Genomic DNA, 18,410 nt, shown 5'->3' on the forward strand with positions numbered 1-18,410 from the left:
GTGAGTCGCTTACTCAGCGAACGAATGTGAGTCGAGTTTCCTATATTGTTGTTCCAATTTAGCTTGTCACGCTGAAAGCGGGAGCATGCTAAATTGGATGCAACCTACAACTTAGAGCCTTCAGTGATATTTTCATAGTTCTTCGTAATAAAAATATTTATGATTTCGGTAAGTTACCACATAAGTTTAGTTTATATGTTATTTAGATTTAATAAAACTTTAAGAAAAATATAAGCCTGATTGTTATATTTGCATTGTATAATTTAAGTGGAAAAGTAATATTTTTTAGTGGTCTTGGGACAAGGATGAAAAATAGTTTACTTTAACACTTTTTTTGTTGATTATTTGTGTTGTAGAGGAGTAATGATATGAACATGAGAAAACGGAGAAGGAGCATTAGGAAAAGCATCATTAGTATGATGGTTTTAATCATTATTGGGTGTGCTGGCATGGAAATTTATAAAATAGTCGATGATGCAAAATATAAAAGTATAAACCTTCAAGGATTAGATACCAAACTTTATATACAAGCAGCAGATAATGCAAGTATTGGAAAGCTTCAAGTAGATTGGCAGTATATGGCCGCTATTGATGGAGTTAGATATAAAAATGATTTTTCTAAGGTTAATGATAATAGTTTAAGTGAATTAGCCAACATGTTTTTAGAAAAAAATAGTACAAGCACTAAAGTTAGAGATAACGATTATAAGCTTGTAGATTTAGAAAGTGTAATGGATAAGTTGTCTTTTGATGAAAAGCAAAAAGAAAGAGTTCATGAATATTTAGATGGTTTAAAGTACACAGGGATTGAAAAAAATAATTTAAAAAATGAATCTAAACAGCAATTTATTCAGCAATTATATCCTCAAGCTGTTGAAATATATAATAAGTATGGTGTTCTTCCTTCCGTAACTATTTCCCAGGCAATATTAGAAAGCGGTTGGGGAAAATCAGACTTGAGCGTAAAAGCTAATAACTTATTTGGAATAAAGGCAGATTCAAGCTGGAGCGGCAAGAAAATTAAGATGAGTACTTCAGAATATTATAATAAAAAAATTCAAGATTATTTCCGAGTATATAGTAATAATGAAGAATCCATAAAAGATTATGGGGAGTTTCTTAGAAATAATAAAAGGTATAAGCAAAATGGAGTTTTCCAAGCTACTCAATACATAGAGCAGGCAAAGGCTATTGAAAAAGCAGGCTATAGTACAGTTGAAAATGAAAAGGGAGAAGAAATTTATTCAGAATTATTAATCAGCCTTATTCAAGAGCAAAATCTTCAGCTCTTAGACAATGAGTGTGAAATGAGTTATTATAACCAAGGAAAATAAATTTAATATAGTCATTTATTAAGGTTTTATGTTATATTTAACAAAAGAATATTAGAATAATAGACACATTGGGGGCAAAAAAATGCATACTGATTTGGAAAAATTAAATGAGATTATTAGAGCAATAGAGGATGTTAATAAAGATGTAATAGACCAAGCAGACAAGAGAATGACATCACTAGCAAAACCACTAAAAAGCTTAGGTAAATTAGAAGAGATATCAATTAAATTATCTGGAATTACAGGAAAGATAAAAAATAATATAGATAAAAGAATGATTATAATAATGTGTTCGGACAATGGAGTTGTGGAAGAAGGAGTTGCCTCAGCACCACAATCTGTAACTTTAGCTCAAACTATTAATTTTACAAAAGGATTAACAGGGGTAGCAGTACTTGCAAAAGCAAATAATTCAGAGCTTATGGTTGTAGATGTAGGAATAAATTGTGATTTCAATCATCCAGAAGTGATTAATAAGAAAATAAGAAAATCCACTTACAATATAACTAAAGGGCCTGCTATGAGTTATGATGAAGCTATAAGAGCTATTCTAATTGGAATTGAATGTGTTAAGAAGGCAAAAGATTCATGCTACGAGATTCTTGGCGTTGGAGAAATGGGTATAGGAAATACTTCAACGAGTAGTGCAGTGTTATCAGCATTAACAGGTATAAAAGTTGAAGAGGTCGTTGGAAGAGGCGCAGGAATTACAGATGAAGCTTTTGAAAATAAGAAAAAAGTTATAAAACAAGCAATACAAATTAATAACCCAGTTAAAAATGATCCTATAGATGTAGTTTCAAAAATAGGGGGCTTTGATATAGCTGCTATGGCGGGAGTCTTTTTAGGAGCAGCTTATTATAAAATCCCTGTTGTTATTGATGGATTTATATCAGCAGTTGCAGCTCTTATAGCTTATAGATTAAATTCAAAAACTAGAGATTATATGTTTACCTCTCATGATTCAAAAGAAATAGGCTTTAAAGCGGCAATGAAGGAATTAAATTTAAGTCCAATCTTAAATTTAGACATGGGACTTGGTGAAGGTAGTGGATGTCCATTAGCATTCTCAATAATAAGCTCAGCATGTGCAGTAATGAATAATATGGCAACTTTTGAAGAAGCTGAAATTAATGATAGTTATTTAGATGAACTTAAGGGCTTAAATAAATAATTATGGAGAAAATAAGTTAGTGCTTAAAATATATAATTAATTAAGTACCCAATAAAAGATTAGGAAAGGGTGACATTTTATGGAGACAGGATTAATTCATATTTATTGTGGTGATGGTAAAGGAAAGACAACAGCGGCTATGGGGCTTGGAATGAGAGCAGCCGGTCGAGATAAAAAAGTATTATTGACTCAATTTTTAAAAGATAATGATACAGGGGAGTTAATATCGATTGAAAAGCTTGGAGAAAATTTCATTGTATTTAAGGGAGCTCCAGTAAAAAAGTTCTTTAAATTTATGAGTGAGGAAGAACAAATTGCAACCAAGATTGAACATGAAAAAAGATTTAAGGAAGTGACTCAAAAAGCTAAAGATGAAAATTTTGATTTACTTATTTTAGATGAAGTAATAGCTTCAACTAATTTAGATTTAATTTCTTTAGATGGAGTAATAAAATTTCTTAAAAATAAACCTAAGGGATTAGAAGTTGTATTAACAGGTAGAAACCCAAATGAAAAATTAATTGAGCTTGCAGATTATGTATCTGAAATCAAGGCTGTAAAACACCCTTACGAAAAAGGGATAAATTCAAGAATAGGTATTGAAAAATAAGCGAAGGACTAACATACAAAGTGAAATGTAGAGTAAATATAATACAATATTTACTCGCATATAAAGTACTTAAAATATTTTGGAGTAATAATTATGAATTATTTAATAATTGGCGGATCTAAAAGCGGCAAATCAGAAATTGGGGAAAAGATATCTTTATCTTTAAATAATGATAAGGTGATATATATTGCAACTATGAAACCCTATGATAAAGAGGATGATGAAAGAATAGAAAAACACAAAGAAAATAGAAAGGGATTAAACTTTAAAGTAATAGAGCAGCAAAGGAATTTACACCAAATAGTTGATTCTATAACCATTAATGATACAGTTTTAATAGATAGTATAACATCTCTACTAACTAATGAAATGTTTATAGAAAATACAATAGTTAAAAGTCCATCAGTTGATATTTTAAGTGGATTAAAAAAAATAATGACTAGAGCAGAAAATACTTTAATTGTTAGTGATTATATATTTAACGATTCAATAGTATATGATGAAGTTACGGAGAAGTTTAAAAAAGAATTAGCTTATATAAATATAGAATTAGCGAAGCTTTGCGAGAATGTTATAGAATGCAGCTTTGGAAATGTGAAATACCTAAAGTGTAAGGAGAAATTTAATTAATGAAGAAGCTTTATAAAGGATTTATTATGGCATTAAGTATGTTCACTATACTTCCAACACCATATGTAGAATGGGACGATGAGGGTGTAAAAAACATGATGAAATTTTACCCTGTAATTGGAGTAATAGTTGGAGGTATGTGGGGGATTGTATATTATTTATTGAACCTCATAAATATCTCGATTATTTTAAAAAGTATAGTTATTATGCTTGTGCCATTTGTTGTAACAGGTATGTTACATTTAGATGGTTTTATGGATGTTTGTGATGCAATTCTTTCAAGAAGAGATAGGGAGGAAAAACTTAGAATATTAAAGGATTCAAGAACAGGAGCATTTGCAGTAATATCTTTATTAATGCTATTTTTTTTGCAATTTGGAGGAATATATTCCATTGTTGAAAAAGGAATTAAGTTTTATTTATTAATATTGATTCCAATAGTTAGCAGAAGTGTTGTGGCGTACTTTTTGCTGAGTAGAACTACTATAAAAGAAAGCACTCTTGGAGCTTATTTTAAAAAAGGAACTAATACTATGGACAGAATTATTATGGGTATTTTCTTATTAATAATACTTATAATATCAGTTATTATTATTAAGGCATATGGAGTGATATTAGTTGGATTAATAACCCTAGGAATAACCTGGGCAGTAGAAAAGTGCAAAAGAGAATTTGGAGGAATATCGGGAGACGTGGCGGGATTTGCTTTAATCATAGGAGAAGTAATAGGAATATTATCTTTAGGAATAATGTTATAATTTTAAGGGTGGTACATAATGGAGTTGATTTTCGGTGGAGCATATAATGGAAAATTAAAATTTGTAAAGGAGAATTTTAACGTTAATGATGATGAAATTTTTTTCTGTAAAGATCAAAATTTAGATCTGTATAAAAAAGTTATATGTGGCCTTCATATTTTTATTAGAGCATGTGTTTTAAATGATATTAATTCTTTAGAATTTTTAGAACGCAATATTAATTTATTAAAGGATAAAATAATTATTTGTGATGAAATAAATTCGGGAATTGTACCTATGGAAAAAATAAATAGAGCATGGAGAGAGGAAACAGGACGTGCTTTACAATTTTTATCAGGTAATTCTTCCAATGTATATAGGATTTTCTTTGGAATAGAGGAAAAATTAAAGTAGGAAGTTTTTTAGAAAGGTGGAAAGCTGGTCAAAATTTTTGAACTAAGCATATTTGATGAGAGAAATTAAATTGTTTTTAATTAGACATGGAAAAACTTATTGCAATGAAAAGCAATTATATTGTGGAAAAAGTGATGTTGATTTAAGTGAAAATGGGATTTGTGAATTAAGAAAAATACTAAAAAGAAATAAATTCCCAAAATGCGATTATTATTTTACAAGTGGAGCAAAACGAGCTAATAAAACATTAGAAATCCTTTGTCCAAATGCTAAATATAATATCCTTGAAAAATTTTTTGAATATAATTTTGGTGAATTTGAGTTAAAAGGCTATGAAGAATTAAAGTTATTAAAGGAATATACAAATTGGATAGATGATAAAGAGGGAAATATAAAATGTCCAATGGGTGAAAGTAGAATAGAATTTAGAAATAGAATAAAAGATGCCTTTATAGAATTAATAAGATACTTAGTTAAAGAAGATATAAAATCAGCTTTTGGAGTTATTCATGGTGGAAGTATAGGAATCATATTAGAAATGTTGTATGATGATAGTAAGAAATTTTATGAATGGCAGCCGAAAAATGGAGAAGGATATGAATTAATTATACATGTAGATGAAAAAAATGAATTTGTAATAGATGAAGTAAATAGACAGGGAGGCTTACATGATTGAATTATCAATAGGATTTCTTTTAGATTTAATAATTGGTGATCCTAATAATCCAGTTCACCCAGTTAGGGGAATTGGGTACCTTGCTAAAAGATTAGAAATGATTTTTAGGAATATATTTAAAAAATATTTGAAATTTGCTGGCTTTATAACTTGGATATGTACAATTGCTATAACATTTATGATTACTTTTCAAATTGTAAGTATAGCTAAAAGAACTAATATTTGCCTTGGATTTATCGTAGAAGGAATACTAATTTATTTTTGCATAGCAAGCAAGGGACTGGTAGTTGAAGGATATAAGGTAATTAAATATTTAATAGGAGATGATATAGATGGAGCAAGGCATCAAGTATCGTTTATTGTAGGGAGAGATACAGCTAGCTTAAGTAAAGAAGGTATAATTAAAGCAGTTGTTGAGACTATAGCTGAAAATATGTCAGATGGAATTATAGCACCTTTATTTTATGCAGCAATTTTAGGAGCACCATTGGCTTTTGTATACAAGGCAGTAAATACATTGGATTCAATGTTTGGTTATAAGAATGATAAATATATGGAGTTTGGATTTTTTTCGGCTAAATTAGATGATATTTTTAACTATATCCCAGCTAGAATAACAGGTATATTAATAATAATATCAGCTAAAATATTAGGTTATGATTATAAAAACAGTCTTAAAATATATAAAAGAGATAGATATAATCATTCAAGTCCCAATAGTGCGCATCCAGAGGCGGCAATAGCTGGAGCTTTAGGTGTTCAGCTTGGAGGAGCCAATTATTATTTTGGAAAATTGGTGGAAAAGCCTACTATAGGAGATAGACTTAAAGAGGTAGAGATAAGGGATGTTAATAAAACTGCTAAGGTACTTTATTTATCGTCTGTTATAGGTTTTATAGTAGCTGTGCTTTTTAAAGCATTAGTAATAGTATTACTTTAAGCAAAAAAGAATTGTATATAATCAATGGAGGAAGTTTATGGCAAGTTTTGGTCATGGCGGAAATGCAAAAGAAATATGTAGAGAAAATAAGATGGAGTATGATAAAATATTGGACTTCTCAGCAAACATTAATCCACTAGGCATGCCTAGCAGTGTGAGAGATGCTATTATTAATGGTTTGCGTGAAGTTGAGAAATATCCTGATATATCATATTTTGAACTTAAGTCTGCAATAAGTAAATTTGAAAACATAAGTAGCAAAGATGTAATTTTAGGAAATGGAGCTGCTGAAGTCTTATTTAATATAGTAAAAGGTATAAATCCAAAGAATACATTAATTTTGGCACCTACATTCTCTGAATATGAAGAAGCTACAAGAGCGATAGATGGTAATATACAGTACTACAAATTAACTGAAGAAAATAATTTTTATATACAAGAAGATTTTTTAGAATACATAAACAGTGATCTGGACTTAATATTTATATGCAATCCTAATAATCCAACAGGAGTTGTAACTCAGAAGGATCTATTGAGGAAGATTGTACTAAAGGCTAAGAAAAATAATGTTATGGTATTAATTGATGAATCTTTTTTAGATTTTATAGAAGAAGATATTTCGATGATTCCATATATAAATGAATATGAAAATTTAATTGTTATAAAATCGTTAACTAAATTTTTTGCACTTCCAGGTTTAAGAATTGGATATGGAATTTCAAGCAATGCATCCTTGAAGGAAAAGATAAAAAAGCTTTCTCCTGCATGGAATATAAATATTTTGGCTGAAATAGCTACAAAAGTTGGAATTAAAGACGAAAATTATATAAGGGAATCTTTAGAGTTTATTAAAGATGAAAAAGAATATTTATTTAATGAGTTAAGACAAATAAAAGAAATAAAAGTATTTGAGCCAAGCGTTAACTTTATTTTATTAAAAACCCTTATTAATATAGATTTGAAAAATGAGCTGTTAAAGGATAATATATTAATTAGAAGCTGTAGTAATTATGAAGGGTTAAATAATAATTATTACAGAATTGCAGTGAGAACTCATAAGGAAAATTGTATAATAATTAAGAATATAAGGAATATATTTGAACAATATAAAAATGAAGAGTAAGATAATAATAAATACCAACATTAATAATATGACATTGAAAGGAGAAAGTAGCATGAATCAAAAAGCTATAGCTTTAATTATGTCTACTATGATAGTTGCAAGTGCAATGCCTTTATTAAAAGTTAATGCAGAATACAATAATGGATGGGTTAATGCTGATAACGGATGGAATTATTACGAAAATGGCACAAAGAAAACTGGATGGATAAATGTAGATAACAATTGGTATTACTTAAATGAATCAGGTTCAATGGTTATAGGATGGCAAAAAATAGATGGAAATTGGTATTTTATGCAGGATTCAGGAGCAATGAAAACAGGTTGGTTAAAAGATAATGCTGCTTGGTATTATTTGAATGATAATGGTCAAATGGCTTTAAATACTACTATAGATGGATATTATTTAGGCGTAAATGGAGCTATGATAGAAAAAAATAGTAATAATGATTCCAATGGAGATAAACTTAAGTTTAAGGATGTAATAATGAAAACAGAAAAAAGTACATATGAACTTGGAACAAAGGAAATAAAAATATATATTACTAACGATAGTAAAGAGTCTATATATTATGGGTTACAATACGAAGTGGAAAAGTTTGAGAATGATAAATGGACTAAAGTTCCTTTTAAGGAAGAGCCCATTTTTGCAGAAATTGCGTATAATTTAGAACCGGGACAAACAAATAGTCAAATTATTTCAATGGATAAGTTAGAAAACTTAACTTCAGGCAGATATAGAATAGTGAAATTAGGTGGAAAATTAACAGCTGAATTTGAACTTAAATAATATTAATAAATGAGGTAGATAAAGATGAGCAAAGAAAAAGTTGTAGTATCATTTAGTGGCGGTAAAGATAGTACCTTATCTTTATACAGAATGATTAAAGATGGCTATAAAGTTATTGAATTATTAGTTACTTTTGATAATCAAAATGACTCTTGCTTTCATAAAATACCGAGGGATATTTTAGAGAAAGTGTCCAATGAATTACAAATTCCCCTAACGGTGATAGACTGTAGTGATAATAAAATCTATGAGGAGGAATTTGAAAAAGCACTAAAAAAATCAAAAGAAAAAGGAGCTGAAATTTGTGTATTTGGAGACATAGATATAGAAGCTCATAAGAAATGGTGCTTAGACAGATGTAACTCAGCAGAAATTAAAGGTTTCTTCCCTTTATGGCAGGAAGATAGAGAAAAACTAACCAATGAATTTATTGATTACGGTTTTAAAGCAATAATTAAAAAGGTGAATTTAAATGCATTAGGAGAAGAATTCCTTGGCAGAGAATTAACCAAAGAAGTAGTTGATGAAATTAAAGTTTTAGGTTGTGATCCAAGTGGAGAAAATGGAGAATATCATACATTAGTATTTGATGGTCCTATATTTAGAAAAGGAGTTAACTTTAATAAAGTTAATAAAGAAATAGTTGAAGACTTTGGATATTTAGTAATAAACAGCTAGTGGTAGAAAACTATCAGCCTCGATAATTTAGAATTTGATTTAGTAAAATCAACATTAAAAATCAAAATTTAAACATTCATAATCAAGTTTTAGAACTTGTTTTGAGAGGAGTAAATAAATGGATAAAAAAAGTATAATGTTTTTAGGTACAGCGTCTTCTGTCGGGAAAAGTACTTTAGCGACGGCCCTATGTAGGTACTTAAAGAATCAGGGTTTAAATGTGGCACCCTTTAAGGCTTTAAATATCTCATTAAATTCTTATGTTACTAAGGATGGATTAGAGATGGGAAGAGCGCAAGTAGTACAAGCTGAGGCTTGTAAGATAGAACCAAATGCTATAATGAATCCAATCTTGTTAAAACCTAGCGGCGATTATACACAAGTAATAGTAGATGGCAAGATATATTGTAAAATTGAGCCTTATAAATATAAAGAACTTAACGAAAATTTGAAAACCCAAGCAAAGAACGCATATGATAAATTAAGAAAAGATCATGATATAATTGTGCTAGAGGGGTCTGGAAGCTGTGCAGAGATAAATTTAAAAGACAGCGACATATCTAATATGTCAATGGCAGAACTTGCAGATGCTCCAGTAATTTTAGTTTCTGATATAGATAGAGGCGGAGTTTTTGCGTCAATTGTTGGAACTATTCAATTATTATCCGAGGCAGAAAGAAATAGAATTAAAGGGATAATAATTAATAAATTTCGAGGAAATAAAGATTTGTTTAAACCTGCTATAAAGCAGCTAGAAGATATAATTAATATTCCTGTTCTTGGGGTAATGCCTTATGAAAAGTTTGATATTGAAGATGAGGATAGTGTTACTGAAAGAATTAAAAATGAAGAAGTAGAAGGAAATTTAGATATTGCTATAATTAGGCTGTTACATATGTCAAACTTTACGGATTTTAATATATTAGAAAGAATTCCTGGAGTAACAGTTAGATATGTTACAAAGCCAAATGAATTAAAAAATCCAAATCTGATAATAATTCCTGGAACAAAAAATACAATTGAGGATCTAAGAGAAATTAAAGAAAACAAACTGTTTGATAAGATAAAAGAATTAAAGGAAAAAGAAGTACCGATATTTGGAATATGCGGTGGGTATCAAATGCTTGGAACTTTAATTCTAGATAAGCTTGGCGTGGAAGGAAGTATTTCTCAAGAAGATGGTTTTGGATTTTTAGATATGAAAACAAGGTTTAATGAATTAAAGGTTACAAAGCAAACCAAAGGAAACATACTGTGCGACTTAAAATTAATAAAATCCATAGAAGGAAGGGTAATAAGTGGTTATGAGATTCATAATGGAATAAGTAAAATAGGGAAAAAAGCACTTCCGTTTATGACAGATTCAGATGGCAATGTTTTAGGGGGATGTGATAAAGATAAAATGGTGGCAGGGACATATCTACATGGAATATTTGATTCTGAAGATTTTATTAGTGTGTTTATAAAATCACTTAAAGAAAATTGCAATATAGAATTATCTGAAGAAATAATTGTAGAAAAGGTAAATGAGTACAAAGATAATGAATACGATAAGTTATCCAAGCTATTTGAAGATAATATAGATATTGACAAGTTGAAGGAAATAATGAAAATTTAGGGTTAGAGGTGGATAAAGATGTTGACAGCTACTGAAGAGAGATTGTTAAAATATATTGAAGACAGAGCAAGAGCTAATATTAAAGGAAAAACATTTTATAAAATGACAGATGTATTAGAACATGCATTTTGGATATCAGAAGAAAAATCATATGAAGTTTTAAAGAATATAATTTCAAGAAAGAATATTGGAAATTCTAAAGAAGCAATCGTAAATGAGTATATAGATATGCTTAAAAAAGGATATGGATCTATACAAGAACAAGTAGATGTCTTTGGCGGAGATAAATTATCTAGTGTAATCTTTGCAGCTGAAAGAAGATTGAAGCAGTTTCCTGGAGGAACATTTTTTGATATTCTTAGAGATGTTTATAAGATACCAGATGATGAAATAATGGAGATAACTGAAAAATATTTAAAATATATGAATTCACCAATGTTTTCATATAGATTGGAAAAAGAAACCTTCCATAGATTCCTTGAAGAAAATTTAGATGAATTAGATAAACAGTTTAATAGATTTGTAAATTTATAGATGTGATATTAGAATTAAGTTAGATTTTTAGGAAAAATATATAATAGAAGCACTTTTGTTAAGTATAACTGATAACAGATTTTAAAATTATTTTTATCAATAGTACTTACGAAAGTGCTTGTTAATATTAAATGCTAAAGCAACGTGTTATATTAATCGTTGTATAAAACATATCTAAAATTAGTAATAAGTTCATATGCATTATCATAATCAAAAACATTCATATAGGATTTAACTTTTTGTAATAGTGATATTTGACTGTTTGATAAGTTATAATTTAATAAAAGATTCAAAGATTCATTTGCAGAATCTAAATCGAAATTATCTATAGCATTAGCAGTGTCACCAATTAAATCCAATAAGTCTTCAACGTTATAGTTAGTGATCTTAGGACTCGAGTTTGTAGATTCTTCTGGTAATGCAGACTTAATATTATTTAGCAGGTTATCGTAAGAATTTAGAAGGAAATTAACATTTTCCAAAATAAACTTCATATCATTACTTGTGCCTGCTTTTTCGTGACGTTTAGCTAATGCTGATAGATTTGAATCTCCTATTATTTCCGCGACAGTTTTTAATGCATGAACTTCTATAGTATAGTTTTCTATATCATTATTATTTGCAAAATCCCTTAATATATTAATCTTATTTTTGCCATCATAATAAGCTACTGAAAGTAATGAAAGATAGTTATTTATGTTTCCTCCACAGTTTTGAATAGCTTTTTCTGTATCCACACCTTGAATTTCTATGCTATTAAATTCTTTAGTATAATCTTCGGTAATGTTTGTTTCTACTATATATTTTCTTGGCAGATAAGTTCTAAGAAATTTATTCAATTTGCTTATTTCAATTGGCTTTTCTAAAAAATCGTTAAATCCATTTTTTATGTACATAGAGCATATGTTTGGAGATGTATTTGCTGTGAGAGCAATTATAACAACGTTTTTAAAATATTCATCATTCATTTTTCTGATTTTTTTTGTTGTTTCAATACCATCCATTCCTGGCATAACGTGGTCCATAAATATAATATCATATCTGTTGGATTTAAGAAGATTGATGCATTCTGAACCACTTTTTGCTGTTGAAATATTCATACCATAAGTTTTCATTAAATCTTTCTCGATTTTTAGTGTTACATTACTATCGTCAACAATTAAAATTTTAGCTTCTTTAGCAATAAAATGCTTAATAATATTATTTCTTTCATTCATTACTCCATAGCCTCCAATTTTTGATTATATAATTGCGATATTTTACTAAACGTACTGCTTATAGATCTGAATACGTCTACAATGCAAGGTTCAAAATGAGTTCCAGCAGAATCTATAATTATTTCTGCAGCCTTTTCGTGAGTAAATGGCTTTTTATAAGGTCTCTCTGATGTAAGTGCATCGTAAACATCAGCAATTGCCATGATTCTAGCACATAATGGTATAGAATACTTAGATAGACCAGATGGATAACCTGTGCCATCCCATTTTTCATGATGACAAAGAGCCATATCTTTAGCTACGTATAAAAAACTTTCATCATCTGTTGCATCTATCAATTTTTGAAGTGCCATGCCACCTAAAGTTGTATGCTGTTTCATATAATCACGTTCAGCTTCATCATAATTACCTTGTTTTAATAAAATGCTATCTGATATACCTATTTTTCCTATATCGTGAAGTGGTGCTGAGCGAATAATATTACGAATATATTCATCAGTTAAAATATCAGAATATAGATCGGCTTCAGACATGGCATATACAAGAATTTCGAGATATTTGGCAGTTCTTTTAATATGTCCACCTGTCTCGCCATCCCGACATTCAACCAATTCTGCTAAACCAATAACCATGCTATCTTGTAAGTTTTCAATTGTTTCTGTTTTTTCTCTAACGAGAGTTTCTAGATTTTTTCTATAACTAGCAAGTTCAAGATGAATCTTTATCCTACTTAACATTAATTCAGGTATAAAAGGCTTTCCAATAAAATCCACAGCACCAAGTTTAAGGCACTTTAATTCACTTTCAGTATCATTAACAGCTGTCAAAAAAATTACAGGTATTTTACTTAATCTGTCAATTGATTTGATTGTATTAAGGATTTCATATCCATTAATACCGGGCATTTTAATGTCAAGTAATATCAAGTCTGGTGTATTTTTTAATAAAAACTTCATTGTTTGGACAGCCGAAGTTAACAAAGTTACTTTATAGTGAGGTTTTAATGATTGTTCTGCAAATTTTAAATTTGTTACGTTATCATCTACAATTAATATATGTTCCATAAAACACCCCTCTTACTCTTAATTAAGGCATATGATAGAAATTAGGTTTGGCAGATTGACTTATTATTTTTTTGATTGTCCCCAACATAAATTAGTATAATAACTTAAATTAAAATACCATAATAATATATTATCAGAAATATGGAAAAATGTAAAAGATAATGTAAATTGATGCAATAAGGTTAACAATTAATTTGTTAATTATTTATTGCATTATTTAAAAGAAATAAACTCATATTTATCCGCTGGATGCACACAGAGTAAGCGACCAGCATCAAATCATACATATTTGATGTGGTCGCTTAAGTTCGATTAACAAAATTGCAGATTTTGATTCTCCCTTATAAGTAGTATATTAAATTTATTTTATAAATCTAAGTATAGCTAATAATATTAGTAATGCCCCTGAAAGCCAAGATAACTCAAGGTTTAATTTTTGTGTGAATTTTCTGCCAAGAAATACACCAAGTGATACGCAAAGAATTCCAACAATAAAACAAAGAATTAAAACTTGTGTATAGTTAATATTACATAAACTAGAACCAAATCCAACAGCAAGACTGTCTAAAGATAGTGCTAAAGCCAGATATACAGATTCTTTAATGTTTAAGCATTTAGATTTATCAAAGTCAGCTTTTATTTCATCGGCATACACTTGCAAAACAAATTGAAAATCAAAAATTTTAAAGGTTAATGGTTTATCTGATTTCGAGCATTTGGAAATATATGACTTAAAGACATATTCAAATAGCCTATATATTCCAAGTAACATTAGAAGTAAAAAGCCTAAGATTATAGGAAGGTTGTTCGGAAGAAGGCTTTTAATAATAGATCCTATAAACAAAGAAATAGCAAGGGTGCTTGTACATACTAAATTTATTACGATAACAGATGAAGGTGGTATTCTAATTTTAGAAGTACCATAAGCAATGCTTGCTACAAAGGAATCTATACATAAAGAGGATACTAATAACAAAGATTCAAGCATAAATATTACCTCATAAGTTTTAGATACAATTCATAATATGAAAAGAAATTATTATTAGTTACAAATTTAGAGATTTACCTTAATCTATTGATATTCGTATTATTATTAATTATTGAAATTGAGGTTATTAAGAATAGTAAATTCATGTTATAATTAAAGTTAGCATGTTAAAGTATTAGAATTTATTATAAAATAGATGAAAAAATAAGTGATATTTACGGAGGAATAGTATGTATAAATTAATTGCACTAGATATGGATGGAACATTACTTACAACAGATAAAAAAGTGTCTGAAAGAAACAAAAAGGCTATAAAAGCAGCAGAAGAAAAGGGAGTTAAAATTGTATTAGCTTCAGGAAGACCTTTAGCTGGGCTAACTAAATTTTTAGAAGAATTAGATTTATTAAAAGATGAAGATTATGTACTTAGCTTTAATGGAGGCTTGGTTCAAAATACAAAAACTAAAGAAATAGTATCAAAAGTTTCTTTAAAAGGTTCTGACTTAAAAATTATATATAATATAAGTAAGGAACTTAATATCAATATTCATGCATTTTCTGCAGGGGAAGGACTAATAGCGCCTAAGACTAGCCAATATACTGAATATGAAGCAACACTAAATGGAATTGACTTTACAATAAAGGACTTCAATGAAATTGATGATGATGAAGATATTATAAAGGTTATGATGATAGACCCGCAGGAAATACTAGATCCAGCAATTGAAAAGCTGCCTAGTGAACTATATGAAAAATATAGCGTATTTAAAAGTGCACCATTTTTCTTAGAGTTTACAAACAAGGAAGTTGACAAAGGATTAGGTTTGAAAAAACTTGGAGAATATCTTGGCATAAAGAGAGAAGAAATAATAGCTTGTGGAGATGCTGGAAATGATTTATCTATGGTAAAATACGCAGGCCTTGGAGTTGCTATGGATAATGCGACACCAGAAGTTAAAGAAGAAGCAAACTTTATTACTGCTTCAAACGATGAAGATGGAGTAGCAAATGTAATAGAAAAATTCATTTTAAATGAGAATATGTAGTATCTTTATTTATATTATGAAAAGCAATAAAATAAAATTAATTTAATAGTGATATTTTACTAAGGAAATTTACTTAGTTTTCGATAGTATATATAAGACATTTCGTATAAGTTTAAGAGTAATGAGTACTTGGGGAAGTTTTAGGGAGGAAATAAGTTGGATTTTGAGTTGATAGAAATTAATAATATTAGTTCCAGCACTGAATGTTTTCCAGATTTTTTTGATGATTGTAATCCCACATCTGATGAAGATTGTATGCCAAATGGATATCCAGATCCTGAAATTGGTAGTTATTTAAAATAAACTATGGGTAAATATTTTGCTTTCAAGGATAATGTTATCCTAGTTCATGGAGTAAAGAAAGGGTTAATACAAGATTTAAACAAGGAAAAAATATTTTCAATAGATGAAAACTCTAAATACTATTTAAATAAGCTCTTAAATGGTACAAGCATTGAAAATATTGTGATTGATATGAGCGAAGAAATAGGAAGCAAGTTTATTAAATACTTAGAACTTTTAATTGAAAATGAGCTAGGGTATTATTCAGATAAAAAGATTATATCAGGAAAATATGAGCATGAGAAATGTGTTCAAAGAAGTGTATCCACAGTTTGGTTAGAATTAAGAAAAGCATGTAATTTAAATTGTTGTCACTGTTATATGGACTGCAATATTAATAGTGATTTTCATCTAAAGCTGCTTACAATAAATGAATGGAAATGTATAATAGATGAATTAGGGGAATTTAAACCCAAAAAGATTATTTTTATAGGTGGTGAACCTTTATTATTTAAGAATATCATAGAATTAATGACCTATGTTAAGTTAAAATGTCCCGAAAGTGAAATAGTCCTTTATTCTAATTTAACACTATTAACCGATGAATTAGTTGAATGCTTGTTAATAAATAAGATTAAAGTTGTTACATCTATTTATTCTAATATTCCAGAAATACACGATAAGATAACTAAAAAAAATGGTAGTTTTTTAACTACAACAAATAATATAAAGAAATTAAGGAAATTTAACATATATGTGCAGGCAAATACAGTAATAATGAAATATAATTATAAAGGTATTTCTGATATACAAAATTATACATATGAATTAACAGGGGTAATAGGAAAAGTTGATATCATAAGAGATATTGGATTTTCTAAAAAGCATATAATTCCAAAAGAGTTATATGAATTGCATGATAGGGTAAAGACTTCGGCAAAGTTTATGCCGGTAAATAAAGAAAAATTATTAAGAAATTATTCGGGAAATAGCTGTTGGCAAGGAAAAATAAATATTACTTGTGATGGTAATGTTGGGCCGTGCATTATGCAAAGTAGTTTTATAAACAATGAGTATAATGTACGAGAACATAAATTAAGCAAAATATTAAGCGATTATGTAATTCCTGAATTTTGGATATTGTCAAAAGATCATATTGATGTCTGTAAAGATTGTGAATATAGATATGTGTGCAATGATTGCAGACCAATGAATATAGAAGGAAATAATAAATATTCAAAGGGAAAGTTTTGTAAATACAATCCGCGTATAGGAAAATGGGAAAACTATAGCGATTTTAGGGGGGATACAAGCTATGAGGTTAGTCCCGATTGAAAATGTAAAACCAAATACAGTTCTTGGTAAATCATTATATGATGTTGACGGTAGAATTTTATTAAGAGCTGGAGTAGTTTTAAAGGAAAATACAATTGCTAAAATAAAACAAATAAATATTTTATCTATTTACATTGTTGATAAGTATAGTAATGAAGAAATTGAAGATATTATTAAGCCAGAACTACGACAAAAAGCAATCATATCAATAAAAGAGGCCTTTTCAAATATAGGAAGACTAAACTCAAAGAATGCAGTAAGAAATAAAGAAAGTGATTATACTTGGCAGGAACAGAGTTACTTTCATAATATTGGTAAAATGGCTGTAAATTTGATAGATGATATATTGAATCATAAAGATGTAATGCTTGCACTAGTAGATATTAGAAGCATGAATAATTATTTATATTCCCATTGTGTAAATGTTGCTGTAATATCTCTTACACTAGGTATAGCATTTCAACTTCCTAAAAAGAAATTAGAAGCTTTATGCATAGGAGCATTAATCCACGATATTGGGAAATCAATGCTTCCAAGAGGAATTTTAGATAAGCAAGGGAATCTGAGTGATGAGGAAAAAGAAATTATTAAACAGCACCCGCGCCTTGGTTATAAGTATTTATCAAATACCTATAACATTAATAGTTTAAGTAAAATTGTAGTTCTTCAACATCATGAAAGGCCTGATGGAAAAGGATTTCCTGATGGGTTAACTAAAGATAATATTATTGATTTAAGTAACATTGTTAGTATTGCAAATGCTTACGATAACTTATCCACTGATTTGCCTGAAAAAAGAGCAATGTTTCCAAGTGATGTTTTAGAGTATTTGATGTCAAATGCTGGAACGATGTTTGATTATAGTATAGTTAATACATTTTGCAGAATAGTAATTCCATATCCAAAGGGAACAATTGTAGAAATTAGTACAGGCGAAACGGCTATAGTACAAGAAACTATGCCTGGCTTTCCATTAAGGCCGACTGTAAAGATAATTGAGAGTCCTAGAGTTAGCAGAATAGGAGAACAAGTTAACTTAATGAAAGAAATTTCAATAGTAATCACCAAAGTAAAATACGATGTTGAGTAATGTAAATACTCAACTCGCAATCTAAACTTATGTGGTAGCTTACCGAAATAATAAATATTTTATTCCGCAGGACTATAAAAATATCGCTGAAGGTTCTAAGTTGCAAGTTGCACCCAATTTGGCATGCTCCCGC

General features: G+C 28.9%; 20 protein-coding genes. 17 read left to right on the plus strand and 3 right to left on the minus strand.

Annotated features, from left to right (window positions below):
- Window positions 1-449: 449 nt before the first annotated feature.
- From COL3_RS23225 to COL3_RS23285, 13 genes are all read left to right on the plus strand, one after another.
- Complete coding sequence (locus tag COL3_RS23225; RefSeq protein ID WP_347474388.1) at window positions 450-1,334, plus strand: glucosaminidase domain-containing protein; 885 nt, start codon at window positions 450-452, stop codon at window positions 1,332-1,334.
- Between the two features lie 82 nt (window positions 1,335-1,416).
- Window positions 1,417-2,508: a nicotinate-nucleotide--dimethylbenzimidazole phosphoribosyltransferase gene (cobT, locus tag COL3_RS23230; RefSeq protein WP_008425445.1), complete on the plus strand. Its 1,092-nt coding sequence runs from the start codon at window positions 1,417-1,419 to the stop codon at window positions 2,506-2,508.
- Between the two features lie 79 nt (window positions 2,509-2,587).
- Window positions 2,588-3,118: a cob(I)yrinic acid a,c-diamide adenosyltransferase gene (locus COL3_RS23235; RefSeq protein WP_008425447.1), complete on the plus strand. Its 531-nt coding sequence runs from the start codon at window positions 2,588-2,590 to the stop codon at window positions 3,116-3,118.
- A 93-nt stretch (window positions 3,119-3,211) separates the two neighbouring features.
- Window positions 3,212-3,748: a bifunctional adenosylcobinamide kinase/adenosylcobinamide-phosphate guanylyltransferase gene (locus COL3_RS23240; protein WP_008425449.1), complete on the plus strand. Its 537-nt coding sequence runs from the start codon at window positions 3,212-3,214 to the stop codon at window positions 3,746-3,748.
- Entirely contained in the window at window positions 3,748-4,506 is a 759-nt protein-coding gene (locus COL3_RS23245; protein WP_008425451.1) for an adenosylcobinamide-GDP ribazoletransferase, read from the plus strand. The genes COL3_RS23240 and COL3_RS23245 overlap by 1 nt, the downstream gene beginning before the upstream one ends.
- A gap of 18 nt (window positions 4,507-4,524) precedes the next feature.
- On the plus strand, window positions 4,525-4,899 hold the full coding sequence (locus COL3_RS23250) for a bifunctional adenosylcobinamide kinase/adenosylcobinamide-phosphate guanylyltransferase (RefSeq protein ID WP_008425453.1): 375 nt from the start codon (window positions 4,525-4,527) through the stop codon (window positions 4,897-4,899).
- Between the two features lie 55 nt (window positions 4,900-4,954).
- Complete coding sequence (locus COL3_RS23255) at window positions 4,955-5,575, plus strand: phosphoglycerate mutase family protein (protein WP_035283695.1); 621 nt, start codon at window positions 4,955-4,957, stop codon at window positions 5,573-5,575.
- Window positions 5,568-6,515, plus strand: a complete 948-nt coding sequence (gene cbiB, locus COL3_RS23260) for an adenosylcobinamide-phosphate synthase CbiB (RefSeq protein WP_008425456.1) — start codon at window positions 5,568-5,570, stop codon at window positions 6,513-6,515. The genes COL3_RS23255 and cbiB overlap by 8 nt, the downstream gene beginning before the upstream one ends.
- Window positions 6,516-6,552: 37 nt before the next feature.
- Window positions 6,553-7,638 (plus strand): threonine-phosphate decarboxylase CobD, encoded by a 1,086-nt coding sequence (gene cobD / locus COL3_RS23265; protein ID WP_008425458.1) that lies wholly within the window; start codon window positions 6,553-6,555, stop codon window positions 7,636-7,638.
- Between the two features lie 52 nt (window positions 7,639-7,690).
- Window positions 7,691-8,425: an immunoglobulin-like domain-containing protein gene (locus COL3_RS23270; protein ID WP_008425459.1), complete on the plus strand. Its 735-nt coding sequence runs from the start codon at window positions 7,691-7,693 to the stop codon at window positions 8,423-8,425.
- 24 nt (window positions 8,426-8,449) lie between these two features.
- Entirely contained in the window at window positions 8,450-9,103 is a 654-nt protein-coding gene (locus COL3_RS23275; protein WP_008425460.1) for a diphthine--ammonia ligase, read from the plus strand.
- A gap of 118 nt (window positions 9,104-9,221) precedes the next feature.
- On the plus strand, window positions 9,222-10,721 hold the full coding sequence (locus COL3_RS23280) for a cobyric acid synthase (RefSeq protein ID WP_008425461.1): 1,500 nt from the start codon (window positions 9,222-9,224) through the stop codon (window positions 10,719-10,721).
- An 18-nt stretch (window positions 10,722-10,739) separates the two neighbouring features.
- A complete protein-coding gene (locus COL3_RS23285; RefSeq protein WP_008425462.1) occupies window positions 10,740-11,255 on the plus strand; it encodes a hypothetical protein in 516 nt (171 codons plus the stop codon).
- Between the two features lie 152 nt (window positions 11,256-11,407).
- On the opposite strand, the gene COL3_RS23290 is transcribed toward COL3_RS23285, so the two are convergent.
- The 3 genes from COL3_RS23290 to ytaF form a co-directional block, all read right to left on the minus strand.
- Complete coding sequence (locus tag COL3_RS23290; RefSeq protein ID WP_008425463.1) at window positions 11,408-12,472, minus strand: response regulator; 1,065 nt, start codon at window positions 12,470-12,472, stop codon at window positions 11,408-11,410.
- Window positions 12,472-13,536, minus strand: a complete 1,065-nt coding sequence (locus COL3_RS23295; protein WP_008425464.1) for an HD domain-containing phosphohydrolase — start codon at window positions 13,534-13,536, stop codon at window positions 12,472-12,474. Before COL3_RS23295 ends, COL3_RS23290 begins: the two co-directional genes overlap by 1 nt.
- A gap of 361 nt (window positions 13,537-13,897) precedes the next feature.
- The gene (gene ytaF / locus COL3_RS23300) at window positions 13,898-14,524 is read right to left on the minus strand and encodes a sporulation membrane protein YtaF (RefSeq protein WP_008425465.1); all 627 of its coding nucleotides are present in this window, start codon (window positions 14,522-14,524) and stop codon (window positions 13,898-13,900) included.
- A 230-nt stretch (window positions 14,525-14,754) separates the two neighbouring features.
- On the opposite strand from ytaF, the gene yidA reads away from it, so the two are divergent.
- The 4 genes from yidA (at window position 14,755) to COL3_RS23315 (ending at window position 18,277) form a co-directional block, all read left to right on the plus strand.
- The gene (gene yidA, locus COL3_RS23305; protein WP_008425467.1) at window positions 14,755-15,570 is read left to right on the plus strand and encodes a sugar-phosphatase; all 816 of its coding nucleotides are present in this window, start codon (window positions 14,755-14,757) and stop codon (window positions 15,568-15,570) included.
- Window positions 15,571-15,726: 156 nt separating this feature from the next.
- The gene (locus tag COL3_RS28970) at window positions 15,727-15,873 is read left to right on the plus strand and encodes a hypothetical protein (protein ID WP_008425469.1); all 147 of its coding nucleotides are present in this window, start codon (window positions 15,727-15,729) and stop codon (window positions 15,871-15,873) included.
- 3 nt (window positions 15,874-15,876) lie between these two features.
- On the plus strand, window positions 15,877-17,187 hold the full coding sequence (locus COL3_RS23310; RefSeq protein WP_008425470.1) for a radical SAM protein: 1,311 nt from the start codon (window positions 15,877-15,879) through the stop codon (window positions 17,185-17,187).
- Entirely contained in the window at window positions 17,168-18,277 is a 1,110-nt protein-coding gene (locus COL3_RS23315; protein ID WP_008425471.1) for an HD-GYP domain-containing protein, read from the plus strand. The genes COL3_RS23310 and COL3_RS23315 overlap by 20 nt, the downstream gene beginning before the upstream one ends.
- The last annotated feature ends 133 nt before the right edge of the window (window positions 18,278-18,410 follow it).

The organism is Clostridium sp. LS, assembly GCF_002760435.1.
Taxonomy (GTDB): domain Bacteria; phylum Bacillota; class Clostridia; order Clostridiales; family Clostridiaceae; genus Clostridium.

Excerpts from the sequence above, each read along its gene's own strand:
- COL3_RS23250 (WP_008425453.1), top strand. The coding sequence starts at position 4,525 with ATGGAGTTGATTTTCGGTGGAGCATATAATGGAAAATTAAAATTTGTA.
- COL3_RS23270 (WP_008425459.1), top strand. The coding sequence starts at position 7,691 with ATGAATCAAAAAGCTATAGCTTTAATTATGTCTACTATGATAGTTGCA.
- COL3_RS23245 (WP_008425451.1), top strand. The coding sequence starts at position 3,748 with ATGAAGAAGCTTTATAAAGGATTTATTATGGCATTAAGTATGTTCACT.
- cobT (WP_008425445.1), top strand. The coding sequence starts at position 1,417 with ATGCATACTGATTTGGAAAAATTAAATGAGATTATTAGAGCAATAGAG.
- COL3_RS23295 (WP_008425464.1), bottom strand. The coding sequence starts at position 13,536 with ATGGAACATATATTAATTGTAGATGATAACGTAACAAATTTAAAATTT.
- cbiB (WP_008425456.1), top strand. The coding sequence starts at position 5,568 with ATGATTGAATTATCAATAGGATTTCTTTTAGATTTAATAATTGGTGAT.
- COL3_RS23290 (WP_008425463.1), bottom strand. The coding sequence starts at position 12,472 with ATGAATGAAAGAAATAATATTATTAAGCATTTTATTGCTAAAGAAGCT.
- COL3_RS23240 (WP_008425449.1), top strand. The coding sequence starts at position 3,212 with ATGAATTATTTAATAATTGGCGGATCTAAAAGCGGCAAATCAGAAATT.
- cobD (WP_008425458.1), top strand. The coding sequence starts at position 6,553 with ATGGCAAGTTTTGGTCATGGCGGAAATGCAAAAGAAATATGTAGAGAA.
- COL3_RS23255 (WP_035283695.1), top strand. The coding sequence starts at position 4,955 with ATGAGAGAAATTAAATTGTTTTTAATTAGACATGGAAAAACTTATTGC.
- COL3_RS23280 (WP_008425461.1), top strand. The coding sequence starts at position 9,222 with ATGGATAAAAAAAGTATAATGTTTTTAGGTACAGCGTCTTCTGTCGGG.
- ytaF (WP_008425465.1), bottom strand. The coding sequence starts at position 14,524 with ATGCTTGAATCTTTGTTATTAGTATCCTCTTTATGTATAGATTCCTTT.
- COL3_RS23225 (WP_347474388.1), top strand. The coding sequence starts at position 450 with ATGGAAATTTATAAAATAGTCGATGATGCAAAATATAAAAGTATAAAC.
- COL3_RS23285 (WP_008425462.1), top strand. The coding sequence starts at position 10,740 with ATGTTGACAGCTACTGAAGAGAGATTGTTAAAATATATTGAAGACAGA.
- COL3_RS23235 (WP_008425447.1), top strand. The coding sequence starts at position 2,588 with ATGGAGACAGGATTAATTCATATTTATTGTGGTGATGGTAAAGGAAAG.
- COL3_RS23315 (WP_008425471.1), top strand. The coding sequence starts at position 17,168 with ATGAGGTTAGTCCCGATTGAAAATGTAAAACCAAATACAGTTCTTGGT.
- COL3_RS23310 (WP_008425470.1), top strand. The coding sequence starts at position 15,877 with ATGGGTAAATATTTTGCTTTCAAGGATAATGTTATCCTAGTTCATGGA.
- yidA (WP_008425467.1), top strand. The coding sequence starts at position 14,755 with ATGTATAAATTAATTGCACTAGATATGGATGGAACATTACTTACAACA.
- COL3_RS23275 (WP_008425460.1), top strand. The coding sequence starts at position 8,450 with ATGAGCAAAGAAAAAGTTGTAGTATCATTTAGTGGCGGTAAAGATAGT.